The sequence below is a fragment of the Pseudomonas sp. PDM19 genome (genome assembly GCF_014852215.1).
Taxonomy (GTDB): Bacteria; Pseudomonadota; Gammaproteobacteria; order Pseudomonadales; family Pseudomonadaceae; genus Pseudomonas.
Map to the genome: position 1 here is coordinate 646330 of NZ_JACVBG010000004.1, position 20851 is coordinate 667180.

Consider the following 20851-nt stretch of genomic DNA (forward strand, 5'->3'; position numbering starts at 1 on the left):
GATTCGCATGACCCCACTCACCCCCTTCAGCGCTGCCCAGCTCGACGCGACCCTGGCCCGCCTCGGCCTGTCGCCGGAGCGCCCAGCGCCGACGCTGGAAAACCTCGACCGGCTGATCGTCGCCGCGCTGCATCACCTGCCTTTCGAGAACCTCGACGTGCTGCTGGACCAGCCCATCCTGATCGAGCCGGAGGCGGTGTTCGCCAAGGTCGTCGAGCGCCAGCGCGGCGGTTACTGCTTCGAGTTGAACAGCCTGTTCGCCCGCCTGCTGGCCAGCCTGGATTACCGTGTGACCCTGCTGGTGGCGCGGGTGCGCTGGGGCCTGCCGGCGGATGCGCCGCTGACGCCGCAGACGCACCTGCTGCTGCGCATCGATCTGCCCGAAGGGCCGCACCTGGTGGATATCGGCTTCGGCGGCCCTGCCTCGCCGAGAGCCCTGCCGCTAAGGGTGAACGAAGAGCTGCCAGGAGGCTGGCGTGTCAGTGGTTCGACCGATGAGGAACTGGAGATGGCAACGCGCTCGGCATCCGGCTGGCAGACGCTGTACCGCTTCACCCTCGAGCCGCAGCATTGGACCGACTACGGCATGCGCAACTGGTACACCTCGACCTACCCGCAGAGCGTGTTCCGCAACTCCCTGCGCGTGGCGCTCAGCGAGGACGGTGCGCGGCTGTCGCTGTTCAACGGGCAATTCAGCCGGCGTGGTGCGGACGGCGAAGTCGAGCAGCACAGCATCGAGAGTGCCGATGAGCTGCTGGACGTGCTGCGCGAGCGTTTCCACCTGCAACCGGCGGCGCCGGACTTGCCGGCCCTGCGCCGCAGGCTGGCTCAGTTGCTGGAGTCGGCCGTCAGCGCCTGAGTGCCGCGAGGCTCGGCGGAGGCGGCAATGTCCGGCGCCACGCCGATGGCCAGCCGGACGATGCGGCCGGGCAGTTCGTCGCGCAGTAGTTCGCCGCCGGGCCTGCCGGCGAGCCAGTTGCCGTCGATGTCCGAGGCGCGGCACTGCAACTGGCGCTCGCCGTCGGGTGAGTCCGGCAACAGCCAGCGGCAGCGCCCGTCGAAGATGCGTGCGCCCTTTTTCGGCATTCCGGCGCTGCCGGCGGAGAGCTGGCTGCGGACAGCCAGGTTGGCGAAGCTGATATCGGGTTGCACGGCGTCCAGGGGGTGGGTGGCCGATTCGCCGTCCATTTCGATGAGGATGTGCCGGAGCTCGCGCCTGCAACCGTCGCTGCTCAGGCTCAGCGGCACCTGGTAACTGACCCGGTAGGGGCGTTCACCGTGGCCGGGCGTGGCGAAGAGGCGTTGCGTGAGGTCGTCTTTCGCCGGGGAATTGCAGTGGCTGCCCTCGGGTGGCGAATAGCGCGCATTACCCACCAGGCTGAAATCGCCTGGCAGGTCGGCTTCGAAAGTGAATTCGTCGCTCGCGCAGCCGCTCAGGACGAGGGCTGCCAGCGAGGGGAGCCACCGCCACAGTGGGCGGCTGGAGGGGCGGGAAGGCATGTGGAGGTCCTGCGGCAGTCGAAGCTGCGCAGGAGCATCCACGGATCAGCGGAGCGACTGTATCGGATTGCTCGGTACTGGTTGTAGGAAAGCGGCCAGTCAGTCCGGCGGCTCAGCCGATCATCCCAAAACCACGCGCCATCAGGGTCGCCAGCAGCGGCAGGGTCAGCAGCGCCAGCAGCTCCACGCGGATGGTCATGATCACCAGCTTCGCCTGGCGCTCGCTGGGCACTGGAACGCGGCCAGCCTTGAGCTCGTTGCGCCAGTTGAGGAAGGTCATGGTCGGCAGGATCGACAGCAGCGCCACCAGCACGAAGAGGCCGATCTTGGCGTGGAACAGACTGTTGTGCAGATAGTAATCCGTGCCCTTGGCGAACCAGACGACACGTGCCGCGCCGGTCAGCAGTACCACGCCGGCACAGGCGCCGTAGGCCAGGTCGACTATCACCAGGCTGCGCGCCCGCGACAGGTCCAGCGGCAGGCGGAACAGCTGGTGCTCCAGCACCAGCAGGGCGAACAGGATGAAGATCGACAGGTAGTGCAGGTACGCGGCGATGGCTTGGGCCATGAGTGGGTCCTCTGCTGGGGCCTTGCTTCTGATCAGGCTGAGGCCGGCGGCGCGCTGAAGTTCACCCGGTTGCGCCCGGCCTGCTTGGCACTGTAAAGCGCGCCGTCGGCGCGTTCCAGCGCCTGGTCGACAGGCTCTTCACCTGCCAGCAGGGTGCAGCCAATGCTCAGGCTGACCGGCAGCGGCCCGCAGGGGAGTTGCACCGGCTCGTGGCCGATCAGCTCGCGCACGCGCTCGGCGACGCGCTGCAGTTCCTCGCCGTCCTTCACCTTGAGCAGGGCGACGAACTCCTCGCCGCCCTGGCGCACCAGCAGGTCGTCCGGCCGCAGCGCGGCGCGCAGGCGGCGGGCGCATTCGCAGAGCACCTGGTCGCCGGCGGCGTGGCCGTGCTGGTCGTTGATCGCCTTGAAGTGGTCGAGGTCGGCGTAGATCACGCCCAACTGCACGTGGTTTTGCCGCGCCAGGCGGCACTCGCGGTCCTGGAAGGCGAGCAGGCCACCGCGGTTCCACAACTGGGTCAGTGGGTCGAGCAGGGCCTTGCGCTGCTCGCGGTCCATTTCCACGCGCAGGTCGCGGTTGCTCTGGATCAGTGTGCGCAATTGCAGGTAGCCCTCGGCGAGGGTGGCAAGGTCGCGGAAGTTGGCCTGCTGCGCCTCGGTCATGCTGCGCGGCCGCGGGTCGACCATGCACAGGGTGCCGATGGCCTGGCCATTGCCGGCGCGCAGCGGGCGACCGGCGTAGAAACGGATGTAGGGCGGGCCGAGCACCAGCGGGTTGTCGGCGAAGCGTTCGTCGAGGGTGGCATCGGGCACCAGCAGGGTGTCCTCGCCGAGGATCGCGTAGCCGCAGAAGGACACGTCGCGCGTGGTCTCGGTGGCGTCCAGGCCGACGCGGGCCTTGAACCACTGGCGATCCTGGTCGATCAGGCTGATCAGCACGGTGTCGACCTTCACCAGGTCCTGGGTCAGCTGGACGAGGGTATCCAGGTAGTGCTCGGCCGGGGTGTCGAGCAGGTTCATCTCATCCAGGGTCTGCTGACGCAGGGTTTCGTCAACGGGAATGGGACAAGCCGGCATGGCGTCTCCTCAACAGGTCAGGGGCTGGCAGGCGCCTGCCAGGCATCTTGGCGTGTCAGCTTCCACGCGTAGCCGGCGAGGACCAGCGCACGCAGCAACATGAAGCATAGGAAGGTTAGCCACAATCCGTGATTTCCCCAGCCCTGCAGGGCGAATCCCAGCGGCAGACTGGCGGCGCAGGCCAGCAGCATGGCGTTGCGCATCTCGCGGGCACGGGTGGCGCCGATGAACAGGCCGTCGAGCAGGTAGCTCCACATGCCGATGAGTGGCAGGCAGGCGAGGTAGGGCAGGTACTGGTCGGCGGTGGCGCGCACCTCCGGGATGTCGCTCTGCAGGGCGATGAACAGGTGCCCGAAGAAGGTGAAGAAGACGACGAACAGCAGGCTGGCGATCAGCGACCAGCCGCAGGCGACCACCAGCGAGCGGCGCAGCGCGGTGCGGTCGCGGCCGCCGATGGCATGGCCGCACAGCGCCTCCACGGCGTGGGCGAGGCCGTCGAGGGCGTAGGCGGTGACCATCAGGCCGTTGAGCAGCAGCGCGTTGGCCGCCACCGTGGCGTCGCCCAAGCGCGTGCCCTGCACCGTGAGCAGGAAGAACACGCCCTGCAGCGCCAGGCTGCGGATGAAGATGTCGCGGTTGACCATCAGCAGCGGCCGCCAGCTGGCCCAGGCGCGCAGGCGCGACCAGTCCGGCAGGCCGGGGAAGCGCCTGAGCGCGCCACGGGTCAGCGCCAGGCCGAGCAGCGCGCCGCCCCATTCCGCGGTTACCGCGGCCTTTGCCGCGCCGGCCACGCCCCAGCCCAGGCCCAGCACGAACCACAGGCTGAGGACGATATTGATGAGGTTGGTGGTCAGCAGGATCGCCAACGGTGCGCGGGCGTTCTGCGTGCCGAGGAACCAGCCGACCAGCGCATAGGTGGCCAGCGCCGCCGGCAGGCCGAACAGGCGGATGTGGAAGAACTCGCGGGCCAGCACATCCAGCTCCGGGGACGGGCGCATCAGTGCAAGCGCGGGGCCGGTCAGCGGCACCGCCAGCAGGCTGAGCAGCAGCGCGAGGCCCAGCGCCAGCAGCAGGCCCTGGCCGAGAATCCGCCGCAAGGCTCCGCCGTCTTCACGCCCGGCCGCCTGGGCGGCGAAGCCGGTGGTACCCATGCGCAGGAAGCCCAGCACGCCGACCAGCAGGGTATAGAGCCCGCCGCCAACCGCGACGGCGCCCAACTGGTGCGCATGCGGCAGGTGGCCGATGACCGCGCTGTCCACCAGGGTGACCAGCGGCACGGAAACGTTGGAGAGGATCATCGGCGCGGCGAGCGCCCAGACACGACGGTGGGTCGGCGAATGTCGCCAGGCTTCGAGCAGGGAATTCATGAGGGGCTCCTGAGCTGGCGCGCAGTATAGCGAGCCGGGAGCCCCGTGCTTTCAGCCGGCCGTGATCAGGCCGTCTTCTTGCGGTAGGCGCAGTAGCCGGGGCGCGGGCCGACCTGTGGGTGGTTGCGGCAGGTGTCCGGGCGCTTGGCGTAGACGCTGCAGAGGCGCGTCTTGCGGTCGAGGAAGTAGCAGTCGCCGTTGCTGGTGCGGGTCAGGGTGAAGATGCCGCTCTTCTGGTTGAAACGCTCGACGACGCCTTCCTTGAGCAGTCGCTTGGCGATGTTCTTCGCCGGTTCGTCGCGCTCGAATTCGTCGACCACGCCGATCCGGATCAGGTCGTTGACGTTCACTTCCGCCGGCATGGTGCAGCAGGTGGCGTTGCAGTCCTTGCACAGGCCCGAGGTGTACTTCGCCCAGGTTTCCAGGCGGTCCAGTTCGGCGTTGGCAATCAGCGGTGGTTTTCTCATGGCGGCAAGTCGGTAGCGGTGGCGCGAAGGCGCGCATCATAGTGGTCGGCGCGCAGATTTGCTTGGCCTTTCGACGAACAGAGCGGCGTTCTACAGAGCGTCGATTCCGCCGTTATCGCGCAGATAGTCCCTGAAGGTCGGGTAGCAGATGAGGAACCAGGGCGTGAAACGCTCCGGGTGCGCGGCCATCTCAGCTTCCAGATCGGGCAGGGCGACGTAGCGGAAGTCGTCGGCCTCCTGTGGATCGGGGTGCGGTGGCTGCTCATCGACGGCACCGAACAGGTGGCCGTACTCGTGCTCGGTCATGCCGTTGGCCAACGCCAGGCGATAGCTGAACTCGAACAGCTTGCGCAGCTCGACCTGTACGCCCATCTCCTCGCGCAGCCGGCGTTCGGCGGCGTGCTTCGCGGACTCATCGGGGTAAGGGTGGCCGCAGCAGGTATTGCTCCACAGTCCGCCACAGTGATACTTGCCCGCCGCGCGGCGCTGCAGCAGCAGTTCACCGGCGCGGTTGAACACGTAGACCGAAATGGCACGGTGGCGCAGCCCGAGATGATGGGCCTGGTGTTTTTCCATCGTGCCGGTCGGGTTGTCGTGTTCGTCGACCAGGATCACCTGGATATCGGTCATGGAAATCTCCTGCGGGCGAGCCATCCGTGCTCAGAGTAGACGGATGGTTTTCAGCCCTTGCGGATCATCCAGATGCCCACCGCGATGGCGGCCATGCCGGCGATCTTCAGGGTGCTCACCGGCGCTTCCTTGAAACCGGCCCAGCCGAAGTGGTCCAGCGCCAGTGCCATGCCCAGCTGGCCGGCGAGCACCAGCACCATGAACATCAGCGCGCCGACGCGCGGTGCGGCGAAGGCGGCGATGAAGATGAAGAACATCCCCAGGAAGCCGCCGCACCACTGCCACCAGGGCATCCCGCGCATCGCTGCGAGGCTGGGGAATTCGCGGTTGGCCAGGGTCAGCGCGAGCAGGCCGAGCATGCCGACGAAGAAGGAAATCAGCGCGGCGGCCAGCACGCTGGATACCTGCTTGGCCAGTTGGCCGTTGATGCCGGCCTGAAGGGGCAGGCAGGCGCCGGCGATCAGCGGAAGGACGAACAACCACCAGGGTGGCGTAGGCATGGGAAACTCCGGAAAGGGTCGCAAAGCTGGGCAGCGAAGGGCTGGCCAGCGGTCGATCGAGAATAGTCAGCCGCGTAGTATGCACCAGACTGGAGCATCGCTCCCGCCCCGATGGAGGTCCCGACCATGGCCACCCGTGCTTCCCGCGTGCTGAGCGTCCGCATCGAGCGGCCGCGCGACACCGCCTACGAGTTCCTCGCCGACCCGACGAACTTCCCTTACTGGGCTTCAGGCTTGTGCAGCTCCATCGAGCCGCTGGAAGGTGATCTCTGGCTGGCGCAGACACCCCAGGGCCCCCTGCGCGTGCGCTTCTCGCCGCGCAACGCGTTCGGCGTGCTCGACCATGACGTGCTGCCCGAGCAGGCGCCGGCCATCCACATCCCGTTGCGACTGATCGCCAATGCCGAGGGCTGCGAGCTGCAACTCACGCTGTTGCGCCAGCCACAGATGGACGACGCCACCTTCGAGCGCGACGCGCAGTGGGTGGAGCGTGACCTGCAGGCGATCAAGGTGTTGCTGGAGGGGTGACTCGTGGGACTTATGCCACCGCTTGCAGCCGGGCAATGGGCGGGTGCGCCTGCTGACTGACCTGCCACAGATCGTAAGCCGCCTGCATCGCCAACCAGTGGCGGGCCGTGCCCAGGCCGGCCTGCTCCAGGCGCCAGGCTAGGTCCGCGCTGATGGGCGCTCGGCCGTGGAGCACTTTGGACAGGTGCGGGCGGCTTACGCCGAGATGGGTCGCCAGAGCAGTCACGGAAAGGCGAAGCTCCGGTAGTACATCCTCACGGAGGATTTCGCCGGGGTGGGGCGGGTTGTGCATCGCCATGCTGGGTGCTCCAGTCAGTGGTAGTCGAGATAGTCCAGCAGCTCCACGTCGCTGTCGACGAAACGGAAGGTAACGCGCCAGTTGCCCGAGACGCTGACGGCCCAGCAGCCGGACAGCGAACCTTTCAGGCCGTGCAGGCGGTAACCGGGCAGGTCCATGTCTCGCGGGCCGTTGGCGCTTTCCAGCGCGGCAAGGATGCGTTTGAGCCGGGGCACGTGATCGGCCCTCACTCCACGAGGATCACCTTGCTGGTAAAGGGCGCGCAGCCCCTTGTGACGGAAGCTTCTGATCATCGCCGGACTGTAATCTAACAGATTACAGTCGCCCTAGCCGAGACGCTTGTCAGAAGGTTCTCCGCACAGTGTTCAGCTTGTAGGAGCGAGCTGGCTCGCGAACAGTTTCCAGGCAGTTGCGGCGCTGGGCGGTTCGCGAGCAAGAACTAGGCGTCCCCCTAGCCCCTACAGAAACCGTCAAAGGCGTGCGGCCAGCTCAGCACCCTCGCGGATCGCCCGCTTGGCATCGAGTTCCCGCGCCACGCTGGCGCCGCCGATGATGTGGTAGCGCAGGTTCTGCGCCGCCAGCGTCGGCTGCAGGTCCAGCAGCGGTTCCTGGCCGGCGCAGATCACCACGTTGTCCACCGCCAGGCATTGCTCCTGGCCGTCGATGCGCAGGTGCAGCCCGCCGTCGTCGATGCGCAAATATTCCACGCCACCGATCATCCGCACGCCGTGATGTTTGAGGTGCGCGCGGTGCACCCAGCCGCTGGTCTTGCCCAGCCCGGCGCCGGGTTGGCCGGCCTTGCGTTGCAGCAGCCAGAGCTGCCGGTGTGGGTTGGCGGCGACCGGTGGGATCAGCCCGCCGCCGGTGGTGTTGTCCAGGTCGATGCCCCACTGGCCAAGCCACTCGCCCAGCGGCTGCGGGCCGTTGCGTTCGCTCAGCAGGAAGCTGGCAACGTCGAAGCCGATGCCGCCGGCGCCGATCAGCGCGACCTTCTCGCCCACCGCAGTGCCGCGCAGCACATCGAGGTAGCTGAGCACCTTGGCGTGGCCGATTCCCGGAATCGACGGCGTGCGCGGCTGGATGCCGGTGGCGACTATCACCTCGTCGTACTCGCCGCTCAGTTCGCCGCGCCGGATGCGCCGGCCCAGCTGCACCTCGACGCCCAGTTCGCCCAGGCGTACGGCGAAGTAGCGCAGCGTCTCGTGGAATTCCTCCTTGCCCGGCACGCGCTTGGCCAGGTTGAACTGCCCGCCGATCTCCCCGGCAGCTTCGAACAGCGTCACCCGGTGGCCGCGTTCGGCGGCGACGCAGGCGGCGGACAGCCCGGCCGGTCCGGCACCGATAACCGCAATGCGCTTGTGGACGCGCGCCTTGCGGTAGCGCAGTTCGGTCTCGAACGCCGCACGCGGGTTGACCAGGCAGCTGGCGCGGCGGTTGGCGAAGGCGTGGTCCAGGCAGGCCTGGTTGCAGGCGATGCAGGTGTTAATCGAGGTAGCGCGGCCGGCGGCGGCCTTTTCCACGAACTGCGGATCGGCCAGCAGCGGCCGGGCCATGGAAACGAGGTCGGCGTGGCCTTCGGCGAGCAAACGCTCGGCGACTTCCGGCGTGTTGATGCGGTTGCTGGCGATTACCGGCACGCGCAGTTCGCGACGCAGGCGCGCGGTGACCTCGGCGAAGGCCGCGCGCGGCACCGAGGTGACGATGGTCGGCACCCGCGATTCGTGCCAGCCGACGCCGGTATTCAGCAGGTCGATGCCGGCGCCTTCGAGGGCTCGTGCCACAGTGCGTACCTCGTCCCAGGTGTTGCCGCCTTCCACCAGGTCGAGCAGTGACAGGCGGTAGCTGATGACGAAGCGCTCGCCCAGCGCACGACGGGTGCGGCGGACGATTTCCAGCGGCAGGCGCATGCGGTTGCCCAGGTCGCCGCCCCAGCGGTCTTCGCGCTGGTTGGTGCGCGGGCAGAGGAACTGGTTCAGCAGGTAGCCTTCGCTGCCCATGATCTCCACGCCGTCGTAGCCGGCGGCGTGGGCGAGCTTCGCGCAACGCACGAAGGCGGCGATGGTGCGCAGGATGCCGCGCTCGGACAGCTCGCGCGGGGCGAACCAGCTGATCGGCGATTTCACCGGCGAGGCCGAGACCACCAGCGGGTGATAGCCGTAGCGCCCGGCGTGGAGGATCTGCAGCAGGATGCGCCCGCCCTCGCGGTGCACCGCCTGGGTCAGGCGCCGGTGCGCCGGCACCTGCAGGCCGCTGGTGAGGCTGCTGCCCAGCGGCAGCAGCCAGCCTTCGCGGTTGGGCGCAAAGCCGCCGGTGATGATCAGCCCGACACCGCCGCGCGCCCGCTCGCGGTAATAGGCGGCAAGCTTGCCGAAGTCCCACAGGCGGTCTTCCAGGCCGGTGTGCATCGAGCCCATCACCACGCGGTTGCGCAGTTGAATCGGGCCCAGGTCGAGCGGGGCGAGCAGGTGAGGGTAGGGCGAGGCGGCGGACGACATGGAAGCGCTCTTGGGCAATCAGGTCCTGCCACCCTAACGGGCCGGCGATGGGCTGGTTAACGGCCCGGCTGCCGTACCGTTCGGGCATTTCGGTCAAGCGCTTCGGTTGACAGACTGGCCACAGGTTCCAGACTCAAACCCATGGCAGGGCTGCAAAGCCCCGATCGCAGGCTGAAGTGACGGAGGTCGTCATGAAAGCGATAAGAACAAGACACGCGCGCCATTACCTGCTCGCTGCCCTGATCGGCGTGGCCCTGCTCGGGCTGCACGAATCCCTCCAGCCGGATCGCGCGCAATCCGCCTGCCGCCCCGACGGTGAGAGTATCTCCTGTGCCTACCCGCCCGTTGCCCATTTGGGGGTACTCGGCAGTGCGTTCTGAGTGACGCACTGACGCGCGTCAATGCGCCGCAAATCCACGGCGTGCATGGTCTGCCCCGCTCAAAGCTGGCGCATTGCGCCTGCTTGGCTATCTTTTAAGCAGCAAGGGTCCGGCCATGTCCCGGACGTACGCTGCCTGATCAGGAGACGCACGATGGATATGAACCGTCGGCAATTTTTCAAGGTCTGCGCCGTGGGCCTTGGAGGATCGAGCCTGGCGGCACTCGGGATGGCACCCCCGGATGCATTCGCCGACCAGATCCGCCACTTCAAGCTTGCGCGCACCGTAGAGACCCGCAACACCTGCCCGTACTGCTCGGTCGGTTGCGGCATCCTGCTGTACAGCCAGGGTGACGCGGCCAAGAACGTCGCGCAGAACATCATCCACATCGAGGGTGATTCCGATCACCCGGTCAACCGCGGCACGCTCTGTCCCAAAGGCGCAGGCCTCCTGGACTTCGTCCACAGCCCCAACCGCCTGAAGTATCCGGAAATCCGCGAGGCGGGCTCCAGCGAGTGGAAGCGCATCGGCTGGGACGAGGCGCTCGACCGCATCGCCAAGCTGGTGAAGGAAGACCGCGACGCCAACTTCATCGAGAAGAACGCCCAGGGCCAGACGGTGAACCGCTGGCTGACCACCGGCTTCCTGGCCGCGTCGGCGTCTTCCAACGAAGCGGGCTACATCACCCACAAGGTGGTTCGTTCTCTCGGCGTACTGGCGTTCGACAACCAAGCGCGTGTCTGACACGGCCCGACGGTGGCAAGTCTTGCCCCGACGTTTGGCCGTGGAGCCATGACCAACCATTGGACCGACATCAAGAATGCCGATCTGATTCTGATCATGGGCGGAAACGCCGCTGAAGCGCACCCGTGCGGCTTCAAGTGGGTGACCGAAGCCAAGGCGCACAACAAGGCGCGCCTGCTGGTGGTCGACCCGCGATTTACCCGTTCCGCTTCGGTGGCCGACTACTACGCGCCCATCCGTACCGGCACGGACATCGCCTTCCTCGGCGGTCTGATCAACTACCTGCTGGAAAACGACAAGTACCAGAAGGAATACGTGCACAACTACACCGACGTCTCCTTCATCGTGAAGGAAGGCTTCGGCTTCGACGACGGGCTGTTCAACGGCTACGACGCGGAGAAGCGCACCTACCCGGACAAGTCCTCCTGGCAGTACGAGCTGGGCGAGGATGGTTTCGCCAAGGTCGACCCGACCCTGACGCACCCGCGCTGCGTGTTCAACCTGATGAAGCAGCACTACAGCCGCTATACGCCGGACGTGGTGAGCAACATCTGTGGCACGCCCAAGGACATGATGCTCAAGGTGTGGGAAGAGATTTCCACCACCGCGGCGCCGACCAAGGTCATGACCATCATGTACGCCCTGGGCTGGACCCAGCACTCGGTGGGCGCCCAGATGATCCGTACCGGCGCGATGGTCCAGCTGCTGCTGGGCAACATCGGCATGCCCGGCGGCGGCATGAACGCCCTGCGCGGCCACTCCAACATCCAGGGCCTGACCGACCTGGGGCTGCTGTCCAACTCGCTGCCCGGCTACCTGACCCTGGGCATGGATGCGGAGCAGGACTACAACGCCTTCATCACCAAGCGCACCAGCAAGCCGCTGCGTCCGGGGCAGTTGTCCTACTGGCAGAACTATCCCAAGTTCCACGTCAGCCTGATGAAATCCTGGTTCGGCAAGGCCGCGACCAAGGAGAACAACTGGTGCTACGACTGGCTGCCGAAGCTGGACATGCCCGGCGCCGGATACGACGTGCTGCGCTACTTCGACATGATGTACCAGGGCAAGGTCAACGGTTACTTCTGCCAGGGCTTCAACCCCATCGCCTCCTTCCCCAACAAGGCCAAGGTCAGCGCCGCGCTGGCCAAGCTGAAGTGGATGGTGGTGATGGACCCGCTGGCCACCGAGACCTCGGAGTTCTGGCGCAATGCCGGCGAGCACAACGACGTCGACACCAAGGCCATCCAGACCACGGTGTTCCGCCTGCCCACCAGCTGCTTCGCCGAGGAAGACGGCTCCATCGTCAACTCCGGGCGCTGGCTGCAGTGGCACTGGAAGGGCGCCGAGCCGCCGGGTGAAGCGCGTACCGACATCGCCATCATGAGCGGCCTGCTGCATCGCCTGCAGGCAGCCTATCGCAAGGATGGCGGCGCCTTCCCCGACCCGATCCTGGGTCTGGACTGGCCATACCTGCGGCCGGACGAACCGAGCCCGGAAGAGGTGGCCAAGGAGTACAACGGCAAGGCACTGGCGGATCTCGTCGACCCGAACAACGGCATGGTCCTGGCGAAAGCCGGCGAGCAGCTACCGGCCTTCGCGCTGCTGCGCGACGACGGCAGCACCGCCAGCGGCTGCTGGATCTTCGCCGGTTCCTGGACGCAACTGGGCAACCAGATGGCCCGCCGCGACAACAGCGACCCGTACGCCATGGGCCAGACCCTGGGCTGGGCCTGGGCGTGGCCGGCCAACCGGCGGATCCTCTACAACCGCGCCTCCGCAGACGTCAGCGGCAAGCCCTGGGACCCGGTGAAGAAACGCCTGGTGTGGTGGAACGGCAAGGCCTGGGGCGGCACCGACGTGCCCGACTACAAGGCCGACGTACCGCCGGAGGCGGGAATGAATCCGTTCATCATGAACCCCGAAGGTGTGGCGCGCTTCTTCGCCGTCGACAAGATGGCCGAGGGCCCGTTCCCCGAGCACTACGAGCCGTTCGAGACGCCGATTGGCGTCAACCCGCTGCACAAGAACCCGCAGGCGATCAGCAGCCCGGCGGCGCGGGTGTTCAAGAACGACATGGAGCTGTTCGGCAAGGCCGACGAGTTCCCCTACGCCGCGACCACCTACCGGCTCACCGAGCACTTCCACTTCTGGACCAAGCATTGCCGTCTGAATGCCATCGTCCAGCCGGAACAGTTCGTCGAGATCGGCGAGGCGCTGGCCAAGGAGCTCGGGATCAAGGCCGGCGACCGCGTGAAGGTCTCCTCCAACCGTGGCTTCATCAAGGCGGTGGCGGTGGTGACCAAGCGCATCCGTCCGCTGCAGGTCAACGGCAAGACCGTGCACCACGTGGGCATCCCCCTGCACTGGGGCTTCTCCGGGGTTGCGCGCAACGGCTACCTGACCAACACCCTGACCCCCTTCGTGGGCGACGGGAATACGCAGACGCCGGAGTTCAAGTCCTTCCTCGTCAACGTGGAAAAGGCGTGAGGTGAAGCATGAGTAGTCAAGACATCTACGCCCGCTCCGCCACGACCTTGCCGTCACCCTCGGTGCGGCACGAGCAGGAAGTGGCCAAGCTGATCGACGTGTCCAAGTGCATCGGCTGCAAGGCCTGCCAGGTCGCCTGCTCGGAATGGAACGAGCTGCGCGACGAGGTGGGCCACAACCACGGCACCTACGACAACCCGATCGACCTCACGGACCAGTCCTGGACGGTCATGCGCTTCACCGAGCATGAGAACCCGGCCGGCAACCTGGAGTGGCTGATCCGCAAGGACGGCTGCATGCACTGCGAGGAGCCCGGCTGCCTGAAGGCCTGCCCGAGCCCCGGCGCGATCGTGAAGTACGCCAACGGCATCGTCGACTTCAACCAGGACCACTGCATCGGTTGCGGCTACTGCATCACCGGCTGCCCGTTCAACATCCCGCGCATCTCGCAGAAGGACCACAAGGCATACAAGTGCACCCTGTGTTCCGACCGCGTGGCGGTGGGCATGGAGCCGGCCTGCGTGAAGACCTGCCCGACCGGCGCCATCGTCTTCGGCACCAAGGAGGACATGAAGGAACACGCCGCCGAGCGCATCGAGGACCTGAAGTCCCGCGGCTTCGAGAACGCCGGCCTGTATGACCCGCAAGGTGTGGGCGGCACCCACGTCATGTACGTGCTGCACCACAACGACCAGCCCTCGCTGTACGCCGGCCTGCCCGACAAGCCGGCCATCAGCCCGATGGTCAGCCTGTGGAAAGGCCTCACCAAACCGCTGGGCCTGCTGGCCATGGCGGGCGTGGTGCTGGCCGGGTTCTTCCACTACACCCGCATCGGCCCCAACCGGGTCGAAGAGGACGAGGAAGACGGACCAGACCCGCAGGCGCCGGTGCACAAGGTTGACCCTTCGGTGCATGGCTACGATCCGCGTGATCCCCGCTGACTGACTTCCGCCCTCCTCGCGGGGAGGGCGGAAAAGGGCAGCAAGGAGCCCGACGACATGAAAAAAGATATCCAGCGCTACAACGCCAACGAACGGAGCAACCACTGGATGGTGGCCATTCTGTTCTTCCTCGCCGGCCTCTCGGGGCTGGCGCTGTTCCACCCGGCCATGTTCTGGCTGACCAACCTGTTTGGCGGCGGGCCGTGGACGCGCATCCTCCACCCCTTCCTCGGGGTGGCGATGTTCCTGTTCTTCCTCGGCCTGGTGATCCGCTTCGCCCACCACAACCTGGTGGAGAAGCGCGACGTGCAGTGGCTCAAGCAATGGAAAGACGTGGTCACCAACCGCGAGGAAAACCTCCCGGAAGTCGGCCGCTACAACGCCGGGCAGAAGCTGCTGTTCTGGACCCTGCTGCTGTGCATGCTGGTGCTGCTGGTGACCGGTTTCGTGATGTGGCGTGCCTACTTCAGCCACTTCTTCGGCATCGACATCATCCGCATCGCTTCGCTGCTGCATGCCTTTGCCGCTTTCGTGCTCATCTGCAGCATCCTGGTGCACATCTACGCCGGCATCTGGGTGAAGGGCTCGATGGGCGCCATGCTCTACGGCTGGGTCAGCCGCGGCTGGGCGCGCAAGCACCATGCGGCCTGGCTCAAGGACGTGGACAAGGGCAAGGGGCACTGACGCCCGACGTAATCGCCGGCTCGCACTGACCTGCCAGCCGGCACGGACAGTTCCCTCTCCCTCTGGGAGAGGGCTAGGGTGAGGGGCTCTCAAGGCCTCGAACCTCCATCAACAAGGAGTCCTGCGTGTCAGGCCGAATTCTCGAACCCGGGCAGATCGAAGCTGCCGCCAACATCCCCCCGCTGTTCAACCTGCCGTCCCCCGATCTGTTCTCCCGCCGCGCCGCGCGCCTGCGTGAACTGGCACCGGGCAATCCCCTGCAGGGCTACCTCGAACTGATCGCCGGCGTCTGCGAAGCCCAGCAGGCGCTGCTCGACCGCAAGCTGTTCCTGCAATCGCCGGACGCCGCCGCGCTGGCCCGCAGCCGCGAGCACCGCATGCCGCCGCTGGCCTACGAAGTGCTGGTGCGCGAAGGCGCGTGGCTGCCATTGCTGGACGCCTTCCTCGACGCCTATGAAGCCACCGCCAACCCGGCCGTGTTCGAGGCACTGAAGGTCCTGCGCAGCGCCGATTCCGGCCAGCGCAAGGCCTGGGCACTGGGCCTGCTCAACGGCCAGTTCGACCTGTTGCCGCCGGCGCTGGTGCCTTTCCTCGGTGCCGTGCTGCAGGTCGCCTTCAGCCAGTGGCTGCTGCAACTGCCCGACGACACCCTGGCGGAAACCGACAGCCAGACCCTCTGCCCGGCCTGCGGCGCGCCGCCAGTGGCGGGGATGGTCCGCAGCCAGGGCAAGCATGCCGGGCTGCGTTACCTGTCCTGCTCGCTGTGCTCCTGCGAATGGCACTACGTGCGCGTGAAATGCAGCCACTGCGCCGAGAGCAAGGGCCTGGCCTACTACTCGCTGCAGCGCGAAGGCGTGGCCAGCGACCAGGCGCCGCTCAAGGCCGAGACCTGCCCCGGCTGCCAGTCCTACCTCAAGCAGTTCTACCTGCAGCACGACAAGCACGCCGAGGCCCAGGCGGACGACCTGGCCAGCCTCGCGCTGGATATCCGTCTCGCCGAGGACGGCTACCTGCGCACCGCACCGAACCTCCTGCTCGCACCCGGTGGCGGCGGCTGAATCTGGCCTTCGTAGGGCGCATAACGCGGCACGCGTTATCCGCCGTTGGCTTCGCGCCGATGCAGCCGGCGGATAACCGCAAGCGGTTATGCGCCCTACGAATGCAGCACTTCCGCTGCCACCCTGGTCTCCTACACTGACTCCAGCCATCGCCTCCAGCACATTGTTCCTAGCAGAAGGTTCGTCCATGACCTCGGTACGTTTGCCCTCCATCGACCGCCTGCTGCGCAGCCCGGCCTGCCAGCCGCTGCAGCAACGCTACGGCCGCGAGGCCCTGCTCAAGACCCTGCGCGACCTGCTCGACGAACTGCGCGATCCCGCCCGTCACGGCCAGCTGGCCGCCATCGAACTGGAAGAGTCGGTGCTCGCCGGCCGCGCTGGCGAGCGCCTCGCCGCGCACCACGCCAGCCGCGTGCGGCGGGTGTTCAACCTCACCGGCACCGTGCTGCACACCAACCTCGGCCGCGCCTTGCTGCCCGAGGAAGCCATCGAAGCGATCACGCTGGCTGCGCGCTACCCGCTCAACCTCGAGTTCGACCTGGCCACCGGCAAGCGCGGCGACCGCGACGACCTCATCACCGGGCTGATCCGCGAGCTGACCGGCGCCGAAGCCGTCACCGTGGTCAACAACAACGCCGCCGCCGTGCTGCTGGCGCTCAACAGCCTGGGCGCGCGCAAGGAAGGCATCATCTCCCGCGGCGAACTGATCGAGATCGGCGGCGCCTTCCGCATCCCCGACATCATGTCCCGCGCCGGCGTGAAGCTGGTCGAGGTCGGCACCACCAACCGCACCCACGCCAAGGACTACGAAGCCGTGATCGGCCCGCGCTCCGGCCTGCTGATGCGCGTGCATACCAGCAACTACAGCGTGCAGGGCTTCACCGCCAGCGTCGCCACCCCGCAGCTGGCGCAGATCGCCCACGCCCACGGCCTGCCGCTGCTGGAGGACCTGGGCAGCGGCACCCTGGTCGACCTCACCCGCTGGGGCCTGCCCAAGGAGCCCACCGTGCAGGAAGCCCTGCGCGACGGCGCCGACATCGTCACCTTCAGCGGCGACAAACTGCTCGGCGGCCCGCAGGCCGGGCTGATCCTCGGCAGCAAGGAACTGATCGGGCGGATCAAGAAGAACCCGCTCAAGCGCGCCCTGCGCGTGGACAAGCTGACCCTCGCCGCGTTGGAGGCCGTGCTCAACCTCTACCGCGATCCGGACCGCCTCGCCGAACGCCTCACCAGCCTGCGCCTGCTCAGCCGTCCGCAGGCCGACATCCGCGTCCAGGCCCAGCGCCTGGCGCCTGCTTTGGCAGCGCTGCTGGGCGAGCGCTGGAGCGTCAGTGCCGTGGATGCCTTGGGCATGATCGGCAGCGGCGCCCAACCGGTCGCGCGCTTGCCCAGCGCCGCGCTGTGCCTGCGCCCGAACCAGCCCAAGCGCCAGCGCGGTCGCGCGCTGCTGGACCTGGAGGAGCGCCTGCGCTGCCTCCCGGTTCCGGTGCTCGGTCGCATCGATGACGACGCGCTTTGGCTCGACCTGCGCCAGCTCGACGACGAGCCCGGCTTCGTCGCACAACTGCCGCTGCTGGCCGAGGACGAGGCGTGATAGTCGGAACCGCCGGCCACATCGACCACGGCAAGACCTCACTGCTGCGCGCGCTCACCGGCATCGAGGGCGACCGCCGCCCGGCCGAGCGCGAGCGCGGCATCACCATCGACCTCGGCTACGTCTATTCCGACCTTGGCGACGGCGCGCTCACTGGTTTCATCGACGTGCCGGGCCACGAGCGCTTCGTCCACAACATGCTCGCCGGCGCCAGCGGCATCGACCTGGTGCTACTGGTGGTGGCCGCCGACGACGGCGTGATGCCGCAGACCCGCGAACACCTCGCCATCGTCCAGCTGCTCGGCATCCGTCGCGCCATGGTCGCGCTGACCAAGGCCGACCGCGTCTCGGGCGAACGGGTAGCACAGGCTGCCGCGCAAGTGCGCGAACTGTTGGCATCAGGACCGCTCGCCGGCGCGCCGATCTTCCCGCTGTCCAGCGTCAGCGGAGAGGGCGTCGATGCATTGCGTGGCGCTCTTGCCGCTGCCGCCCGCGAGACCCGCGAGCGCACCGCAACCGGTGGCTTCCGTCTCGCCGTGGACCGCGCCTTCAGCGTCAGCGGCGCCGGCGTCGTCGTCACCGGAACAGCCTTTGCCGGCACCGTGAATGTCGGCGACGAATTGCTGCTGGGCAGCGCTGGCCGCCGCGCTCGCGTGCGCGGTTTGCACGCACAGAATCGCGAAGCGCAGCAGGCCCACGCGGGCCAGCGCGTGGCGGTAAACATCGCTGGCGAGCGCCTGAGCCTCGAACAGATTCACCGGGGCGACTGGCTGATCGCCGGCGAACTGCATGCGCCCACCACGCGCATCGATATCGACCTGAACCTGCTGCCCAGCGAAACCCGCACCTTCGCCCACTGGACGCCGGTGCATGTGCACCTCGGCGCGCAGGATGTCACCGGCCGCGTCGCACTGCTCGAAGGCGAACGCCTGCAACCCGGCGAGCGTGCCTTCGCGCAACTGGTGCTGAATGCGCCCAGCCATGCCGTGCATGGCGACCACCTGGTGCTGCGCGACCAGTCCGCGCAACGCACCCTCGGCGGCGGGCGCGTGCTCGACCCCTTCGCGCCCGCGCGCAACCGGCGCAGCCCAGAGCGCCTGGAGCAACTTCGTGCCCTGCAGGGCGAAGGCCTGGAAAGCGCCTTGCCAACCCTGCTGGCCCACGCCAGCAACGGCCTCGATCCCGCGCTGCTGGCGCGCCAGTTCAACCGCCCGCGCGAGGGCTGGCAGCTGCCCGGCGAAACGGTCGAAATCCACACCCGGCTCGGCGCGCGACTGCTCTCCGCCGAACGCTGGTCTGCGCTGCAACAGCAATTGCTCGATGCGCTGCAACGCTTCCACGCCGAAGCTCCCGACGAGCTTGGCCCCGACCGCGACCGCCTGCGCCGCTATGCCTTCTCGCAGCTGGAGCGACCGGTGTTCATCGCCCTGCTGGAAAGCCTGCTGGCGCCGGGGCAAGTCGACAGCAGCGGCCCCTGGCTGCACCTGCCTGACCACCGCGTGCGGCTGGGCGAAGCCGACGAACAACTGCGCGAACGCCTCTGGCCCTTGCTGCTGGCCGGCGCCTTCGACCCGCCCTGGGTACGCGACCTCGCCCGCGAACTGAAGGCGGAAGAGGGCGACGTGCGCCTGCTGCTGCGCAAACTCGGCCGCCTTGGCCAGCTGCACCAGGTGGTGAAAGACCTGTTCTACCCGGAGCAGACCGTCCGCCAGCTTGCCGGCCACGCGCTGCACCTGCGTGACGAAGCCGGCATCATCCGCGCCGCCGCCTTCCGCGACCGCATCGGCATCGGCCGCAAGCGCTGCATCCAGTTGCTGGAGTACTTCGACCGCATCGGCTTCACCCGCCGCTTTGGCAATGAGCGGCGGATCAGAGAGGATTCCGCGTTGGCGCAGTCGACCGTTGAAGAAACTTTCTGAACTCCCCCTCCCCACGCCCCTCGATAGCCCTGTTCACTACCGGGGAGTGGGTCCAATGAGTTCCTGGCTGATTCTGCTGTTCATCGCCGTCACCCTGATTGCCGTCGTGCTCGACGTGGGCAAGCGCTAGCGCGACGGCAACACCCGATCGACCCGTTGCACGAGGTAGTCGTAGAACGGGTTGGAGGTCACCCGCTGGAACAGGTCCAGCCCGACGATCAGTACGCCGCGTTCACCGCGCGGCGTGAGTGTGCCCAGGTGGATGCCGAAGTCTTCGCCGGCCGCCGGATGCTGGCCGTAGAGTGCGTCGTCGGGCGGGAAGGGCAGTGCCACGTGGGAGAGTGAGAACAGGTCCGGCGGGTAGCTGGCTGCCAGCGGCTGGCTCTCCTGTCGCTGGCTGTGGGCCGGCGTGTGCAGGGCGCTAGTCTGGCTGCTCTGCGGGCTGTTGGAGATCACCGTCAGGTCATAGTTGCGCTGACGCTCGGGTAGCAGGCGGTCGCCGAGCGTGGCCATTTCCGGGCGCAGCAGCGGGCCGTAGTTCAGCGAGCGATTGAGGTCGAACAGCACCAGCTGGCTGCCGTTGTCCGGCAGCCGGTCGTACAGGTTGCTGATCACCGCCGGGGTGCTGACGGTGCTGTCGGCAAGCGACTGGAAGGTGAGGATCGGCGGCAGGCGTGCAAGGCTGCCGCTGCGGCTGGCGCTCTCCAGGCTGCCCTGCACGGCGTCGGTCAGCTCCACCGTCTGGCGCGCCGCCGCGATGGGGAAGGAGTTGTACTTGAACGGGTTGAACTCCGGCAGCACGCTCAACCAGGCCGCCTTGGCGAAGGCCGGCAGCAACGCGGGAAAGCCCGCCAACCCGGCGAACTGCGCATAGCGGGTGACGCCGATCATCGGCGAGATCAGCACCACCTGTTTCGGCATCGCCAGGCTCGGGTCGCCCAGTGCATCCAGGCTGTACTTCATCGCCAGCGCGCCGCCATTGGAGAAGCCCACCATCAGCAGCGGCGCGCCCTTGGGCAATTGTGCAGAGGCCTCGCGCACGGCCAGCCGGGTGGCGGCCATCCAGTCTTCCCAGTCCGCGTCGGTGAGCCCGGCCGGTACGGTGCCGTGGCCCGGCATGCGGATCGCGATCACCACGAAACCCTGCTGCCGCAGGTGCTCGCCCAGGTGGCGCAGGCTGTAGGGCGAATCGGTCAGCCCGTGCAGCAGCACCGCCGCGCCGCGCACTTCGCCAGCAGGGCGCATCTCATAGGAGCGATTCCAGTCGGTGGCGAAGTGGCCGGGGTAGACCTGGCTCTGGTCGAAGTAGCGGTTGTAGGCGACGCGCTCGAAGGGTTGCAGGCTGGCCGCCATCTCCTTGCGCATGGCCTGCATCAGCTTGTCCTCGGCGGCCAGGTAGCCGGCCCAGTCGGTGCGGTCGATGGCGTCGCTGTGCAGGTCCTCGGGCACCCAGGTGTGCCAGGGCTCCAGCGGCGGGATGTTGCGCAGCGCGGCGACCCGCAGTCCCAGCGCCAGCACGGCGATGGCGAGGATGAGGATGACCAGCCAGAGCAGCGCCCTGGTGAGTTTCGCGTTCAGCATGGAGTTCCCTTGTCAGCGTGCAGGACAAGCATAG

20 protein-coding genes are annotated in these 20851 nt (G+C 67.4%); 9 read left to right on the forward strand and 11 right to left on the reverse strand.

Features of this window, described 5'->3' with window-relative positions:
* The first annotated feature begins 7 nt into the window (after positions 1 to 7).
* Complete coding sequence (locus IB273_RS25160) at positions 8 to 859, forward strand: arylamine N-acetyltransferase family protein (protein ID WP_192225279.1); 852 nt, start codon at positions 8 to 10, stop codon at positions 857 to 859.
* Here IB273_RS25160 and IB273_RS25165 read toward each other — a convergent pair.
* From IB273_RS25165 to IB273_RS25195, 7 genes are all read right to left on the reverse strand, one after another.
* Positions 829 to 1500, reverse strand: coding sequence for a hypothetical protein (locus tag IB273_RS25165; RefSeq protein ID WP_151188442.1), 672 nt, complete (start codon positions 1498 to 1500; stop codon positions 829 to 831). The genes IB273_RS25160 and IB273_RS25165 overlap by 31 nt on opposite strands.
* A 112-nt stretch (positions 1501 to 1612) precedes the next feature.
* Positions 1613 to 2068 carry a DUF2214 family protein gene (locus IB273_RS25170; RefSeq protein WP_192225280.1) on the reverse strand — a complete coding sequence of 152 codons (456 nt, stop codon included), beginning with the start codon at positions 2066 to 2068 and terminating at the stop codon, positions 1613 to 1615.
* A 32-nt stretch (positions 2069 to 2100) separates the two neighbouring features.
* Positions 2101 to 3144, reverse strand: a complete 1044-nt coding sequence (locus IB273_RS25175) for a sensor domain-containing diguanylate cyclase (protein WP_081515638.1) — start codon at positions 3142 to 3144, stop codon at positions 2101 to 2103.
* A gap of 17 nt (positions 3145 to 3161) precedes the next feature.
* Complete coding sequence (locus IB273_RS25180; protein ID WP_192225281.1) at positions 3162 to 4511, reverse strand: MATE family efflux transporter; 1350 nt, start codon at positions 4509 to 4511, stop codon at positions 3162 to 3164.
* Between the two features lie 65 nt (positions 4512 to 4576).
* Complete coding sequence (locus tag IB273_RS25185) at positions 4577 to 4978, reverse strand: YkgJ family cysteine cluster protein (protein ID WP_081515642.1); 402 nt, start codon at positions 4976 to 4978, stop codon at positions 4577 to 4579.
* A gap of 90 nt (positions 4979 to 5068) precedes the next feature.
* Positions 5069 to 5608 (reverse strand): isopentenyl-diphosphate Delta-isomerase, encoded by a 540-nt coding sequence (gene idi, locus IB273_RS25190; RefSeq protein WP_081515644.1) that lies wholly within the window; start codon positions 5606 to 5608, stop codon positions 5069 to 5071.
* 50 nt (positions 5609 to 5658) lie between these two features.
* The gene (locus IB273_RS25195) at positions 5659 to 6108 is read right to left on the reverse strand and encodes a DMT family transporter (protein ID WP_081515646.1); all 450 of its coding nucleotides are present in this window, start codon (positions 6106 to 6108) and stop codon (positions 5659 to 5661) included.
* Between the two features lie 126 nt (positions 6109 to 6234).
* Here IB273_RS25195 and IB273_RS25200 point away from each other — a divergent pair, with 126 nt between their 5' ends.
* Positions 6235 to 6636: an SRPBCC family protein gene (locus IB273_RS25200; RefSeq protein WP_192225282.1), complete on the forward strand. Its 402-nt coding sequence runs from the start codon at positions 6235 to 6237 to the stop codon at positions 6634 to 6636.
* A gap of 10 nt (positions 6637 to 6646) precedes the next feature.
* On the opposite strand, the gene IB273_RS25205 is transcribed toward IB273_RS25200, so the two are convergent.
* The 3 genes from IB273_RS25205 to IB273_RS25215 all read right to left on the reverse strand — a co-directional run bounded on the left by IB273_RS25205 (position 6647) and on the right by IB273_RS25215 (position 9429).
* Positions 6647 to 6934: a HigA family addiction module antitoxin gene (locus IB273_RS25205; RefSeq protein WP_081515648.1), complete on the reverse strand. Its 288-nt coding sequence runs from the start codon at positions 6932 to 6934 to the stop codon at positions 6647 to 6649.
* Between the two features lie 14 nt (positions 6935 to 6948).
* The gene (locus tag IB273_RS25210) at positions 6949 to 7227 is read right to left on the reverse strand and encodes a type II toxin-antitoxin system RelE/ParE family toxin (protein WP_081515650.1); all 279 of its coding nucleotides are present in this window, start codon (positions 7225 to 7227) and stop codon (positions 6949 to 6951) included.
* 177 nt (positions 7228 to 7404) lie between these two features.
* Positions 7405 to 9429 carry an NADPH-dependent 2,4-dienoyl-CoA reductase gene (locus tag IB273_RS25215; RefSeq protein WP_192225283.1) on the reverse strand — a complete coding sequence of 675 codons (2025 nt, stop codon included), beginning with the start codon at positions 9427 to 9429 and terminating at the stop codon, positions 7405 to 7407.
* Between the two features lie 191 nt (positions 9430 to 9620).
* On the opposite strand from IB273_RS25215, the gene IB273_RS25220 reads away from it, so the two are divergent.
* From IB273_RS25220 to selB, 7 genes are all read left to right on the forward strand, one after another.
* On the forward strand, positions 9621 to 9809 hold the full coding sequence (locus tag IB273_RS25220) for a hypothetical protein (protein WP_081515654.1): 189 nt from the start codon (positions 9621 to 9623) through the stop codon (positions 9807 to 9809).
* 153 nt (positions 9810 to 9962) lie between these two features.
* Complete coding sequence (fdnG, locus tag IB273_RS25225) at positions 9963 to 13040, forward strand: formate dehydrogenase-N subunit alpha (protein WP_139791455.1); 3078 nt, start codon at positions 9963 to 9965, stop codon at positions 13038 to 13040.
* A gap of 8 nt (positions 13041 to 13048) precedes the next feature.
* Positions 13049 to 13981 (forward strand): formate dehydrogenase subunit beta, encoded by a 933-nt coding sequence (fdxH, locus tag IB273_RS25230; protein WP_081515660.1) that lies wholly within the window; start codon positions 13049 to 13051, stop codon positions 13979 to 13981.
* A gap of 57 nt (positions 13982 to 14038) precedes the next feature.
* Entirely contained in the window at positions 14039 to 14665 is a 627-nt protein-coding gene (locus IB273_RS25235; RefSeq protein ID WP_081515662.1) for a formate dehydrogenase subunit gamma, read from the forward strand.
* 125 nt (positions 14666 to 14790) lie between these two features.
* Positions 14791 to 15723 (forward strand): formate dehydrogenase accessory protein FdhE, encoded by a 933-nt coding sequence (gene fdhE / locus IB273_RS25240; RefSeq protein ID WP_192225284.1) that lies wholly within the window; start codon positions 14791 to 14793, stop codon positions 15721 to 15723.
* A 187-nt stretch (positions 15724 to 15910) separates the two neighbouring features.
* Positions 15911 to 17317: an L-seryl-tRNA(Sec) selenium transferase gene (gene selA, locus IB273_RS25245; RefSeq protein ID WP_192225285.1), complete on the forward strand. Its 1407-nt coding sequence runs from the start codon at positions 15911 to 15913 to the stop codon at positions 17315 to 17317.
* Positions 17314 to 19236 (forward strand): selenocysteine-specific translation elongation factor, encoded by a 1923-nt coding sequence (gene selB, locus IB273_RS25250; protein ID WP_192225286.1) that lies wholly within the window; start codon positions 17314 to 17316, stop codon positions 19234 to 19236. The genes selA and selB overlap by 4 nt, the downstream gene beginning before the upstream one ends.
* 126 nt (positions 19237 to 19362) lie before the next feature.
* On the opposite strand, the gene IB273_RS25255 is transcribed toward selB, so the two are convergent.
* Positions 19363 to 20817 carry an alpha/beta hydrolase gene (locus IB273_RS25255; protein WP_192225287.1) on the reverse strand — a complete coding sequence of 485 codons (1455 nt, stop codon included), beginning with the start codon at positions 20815 to 20817 and terminating at the stop codon, positions 19363 to 19365.
* Between the last annotated feature and the right edge of the window lie 34 nt (positions 20818 to 20851).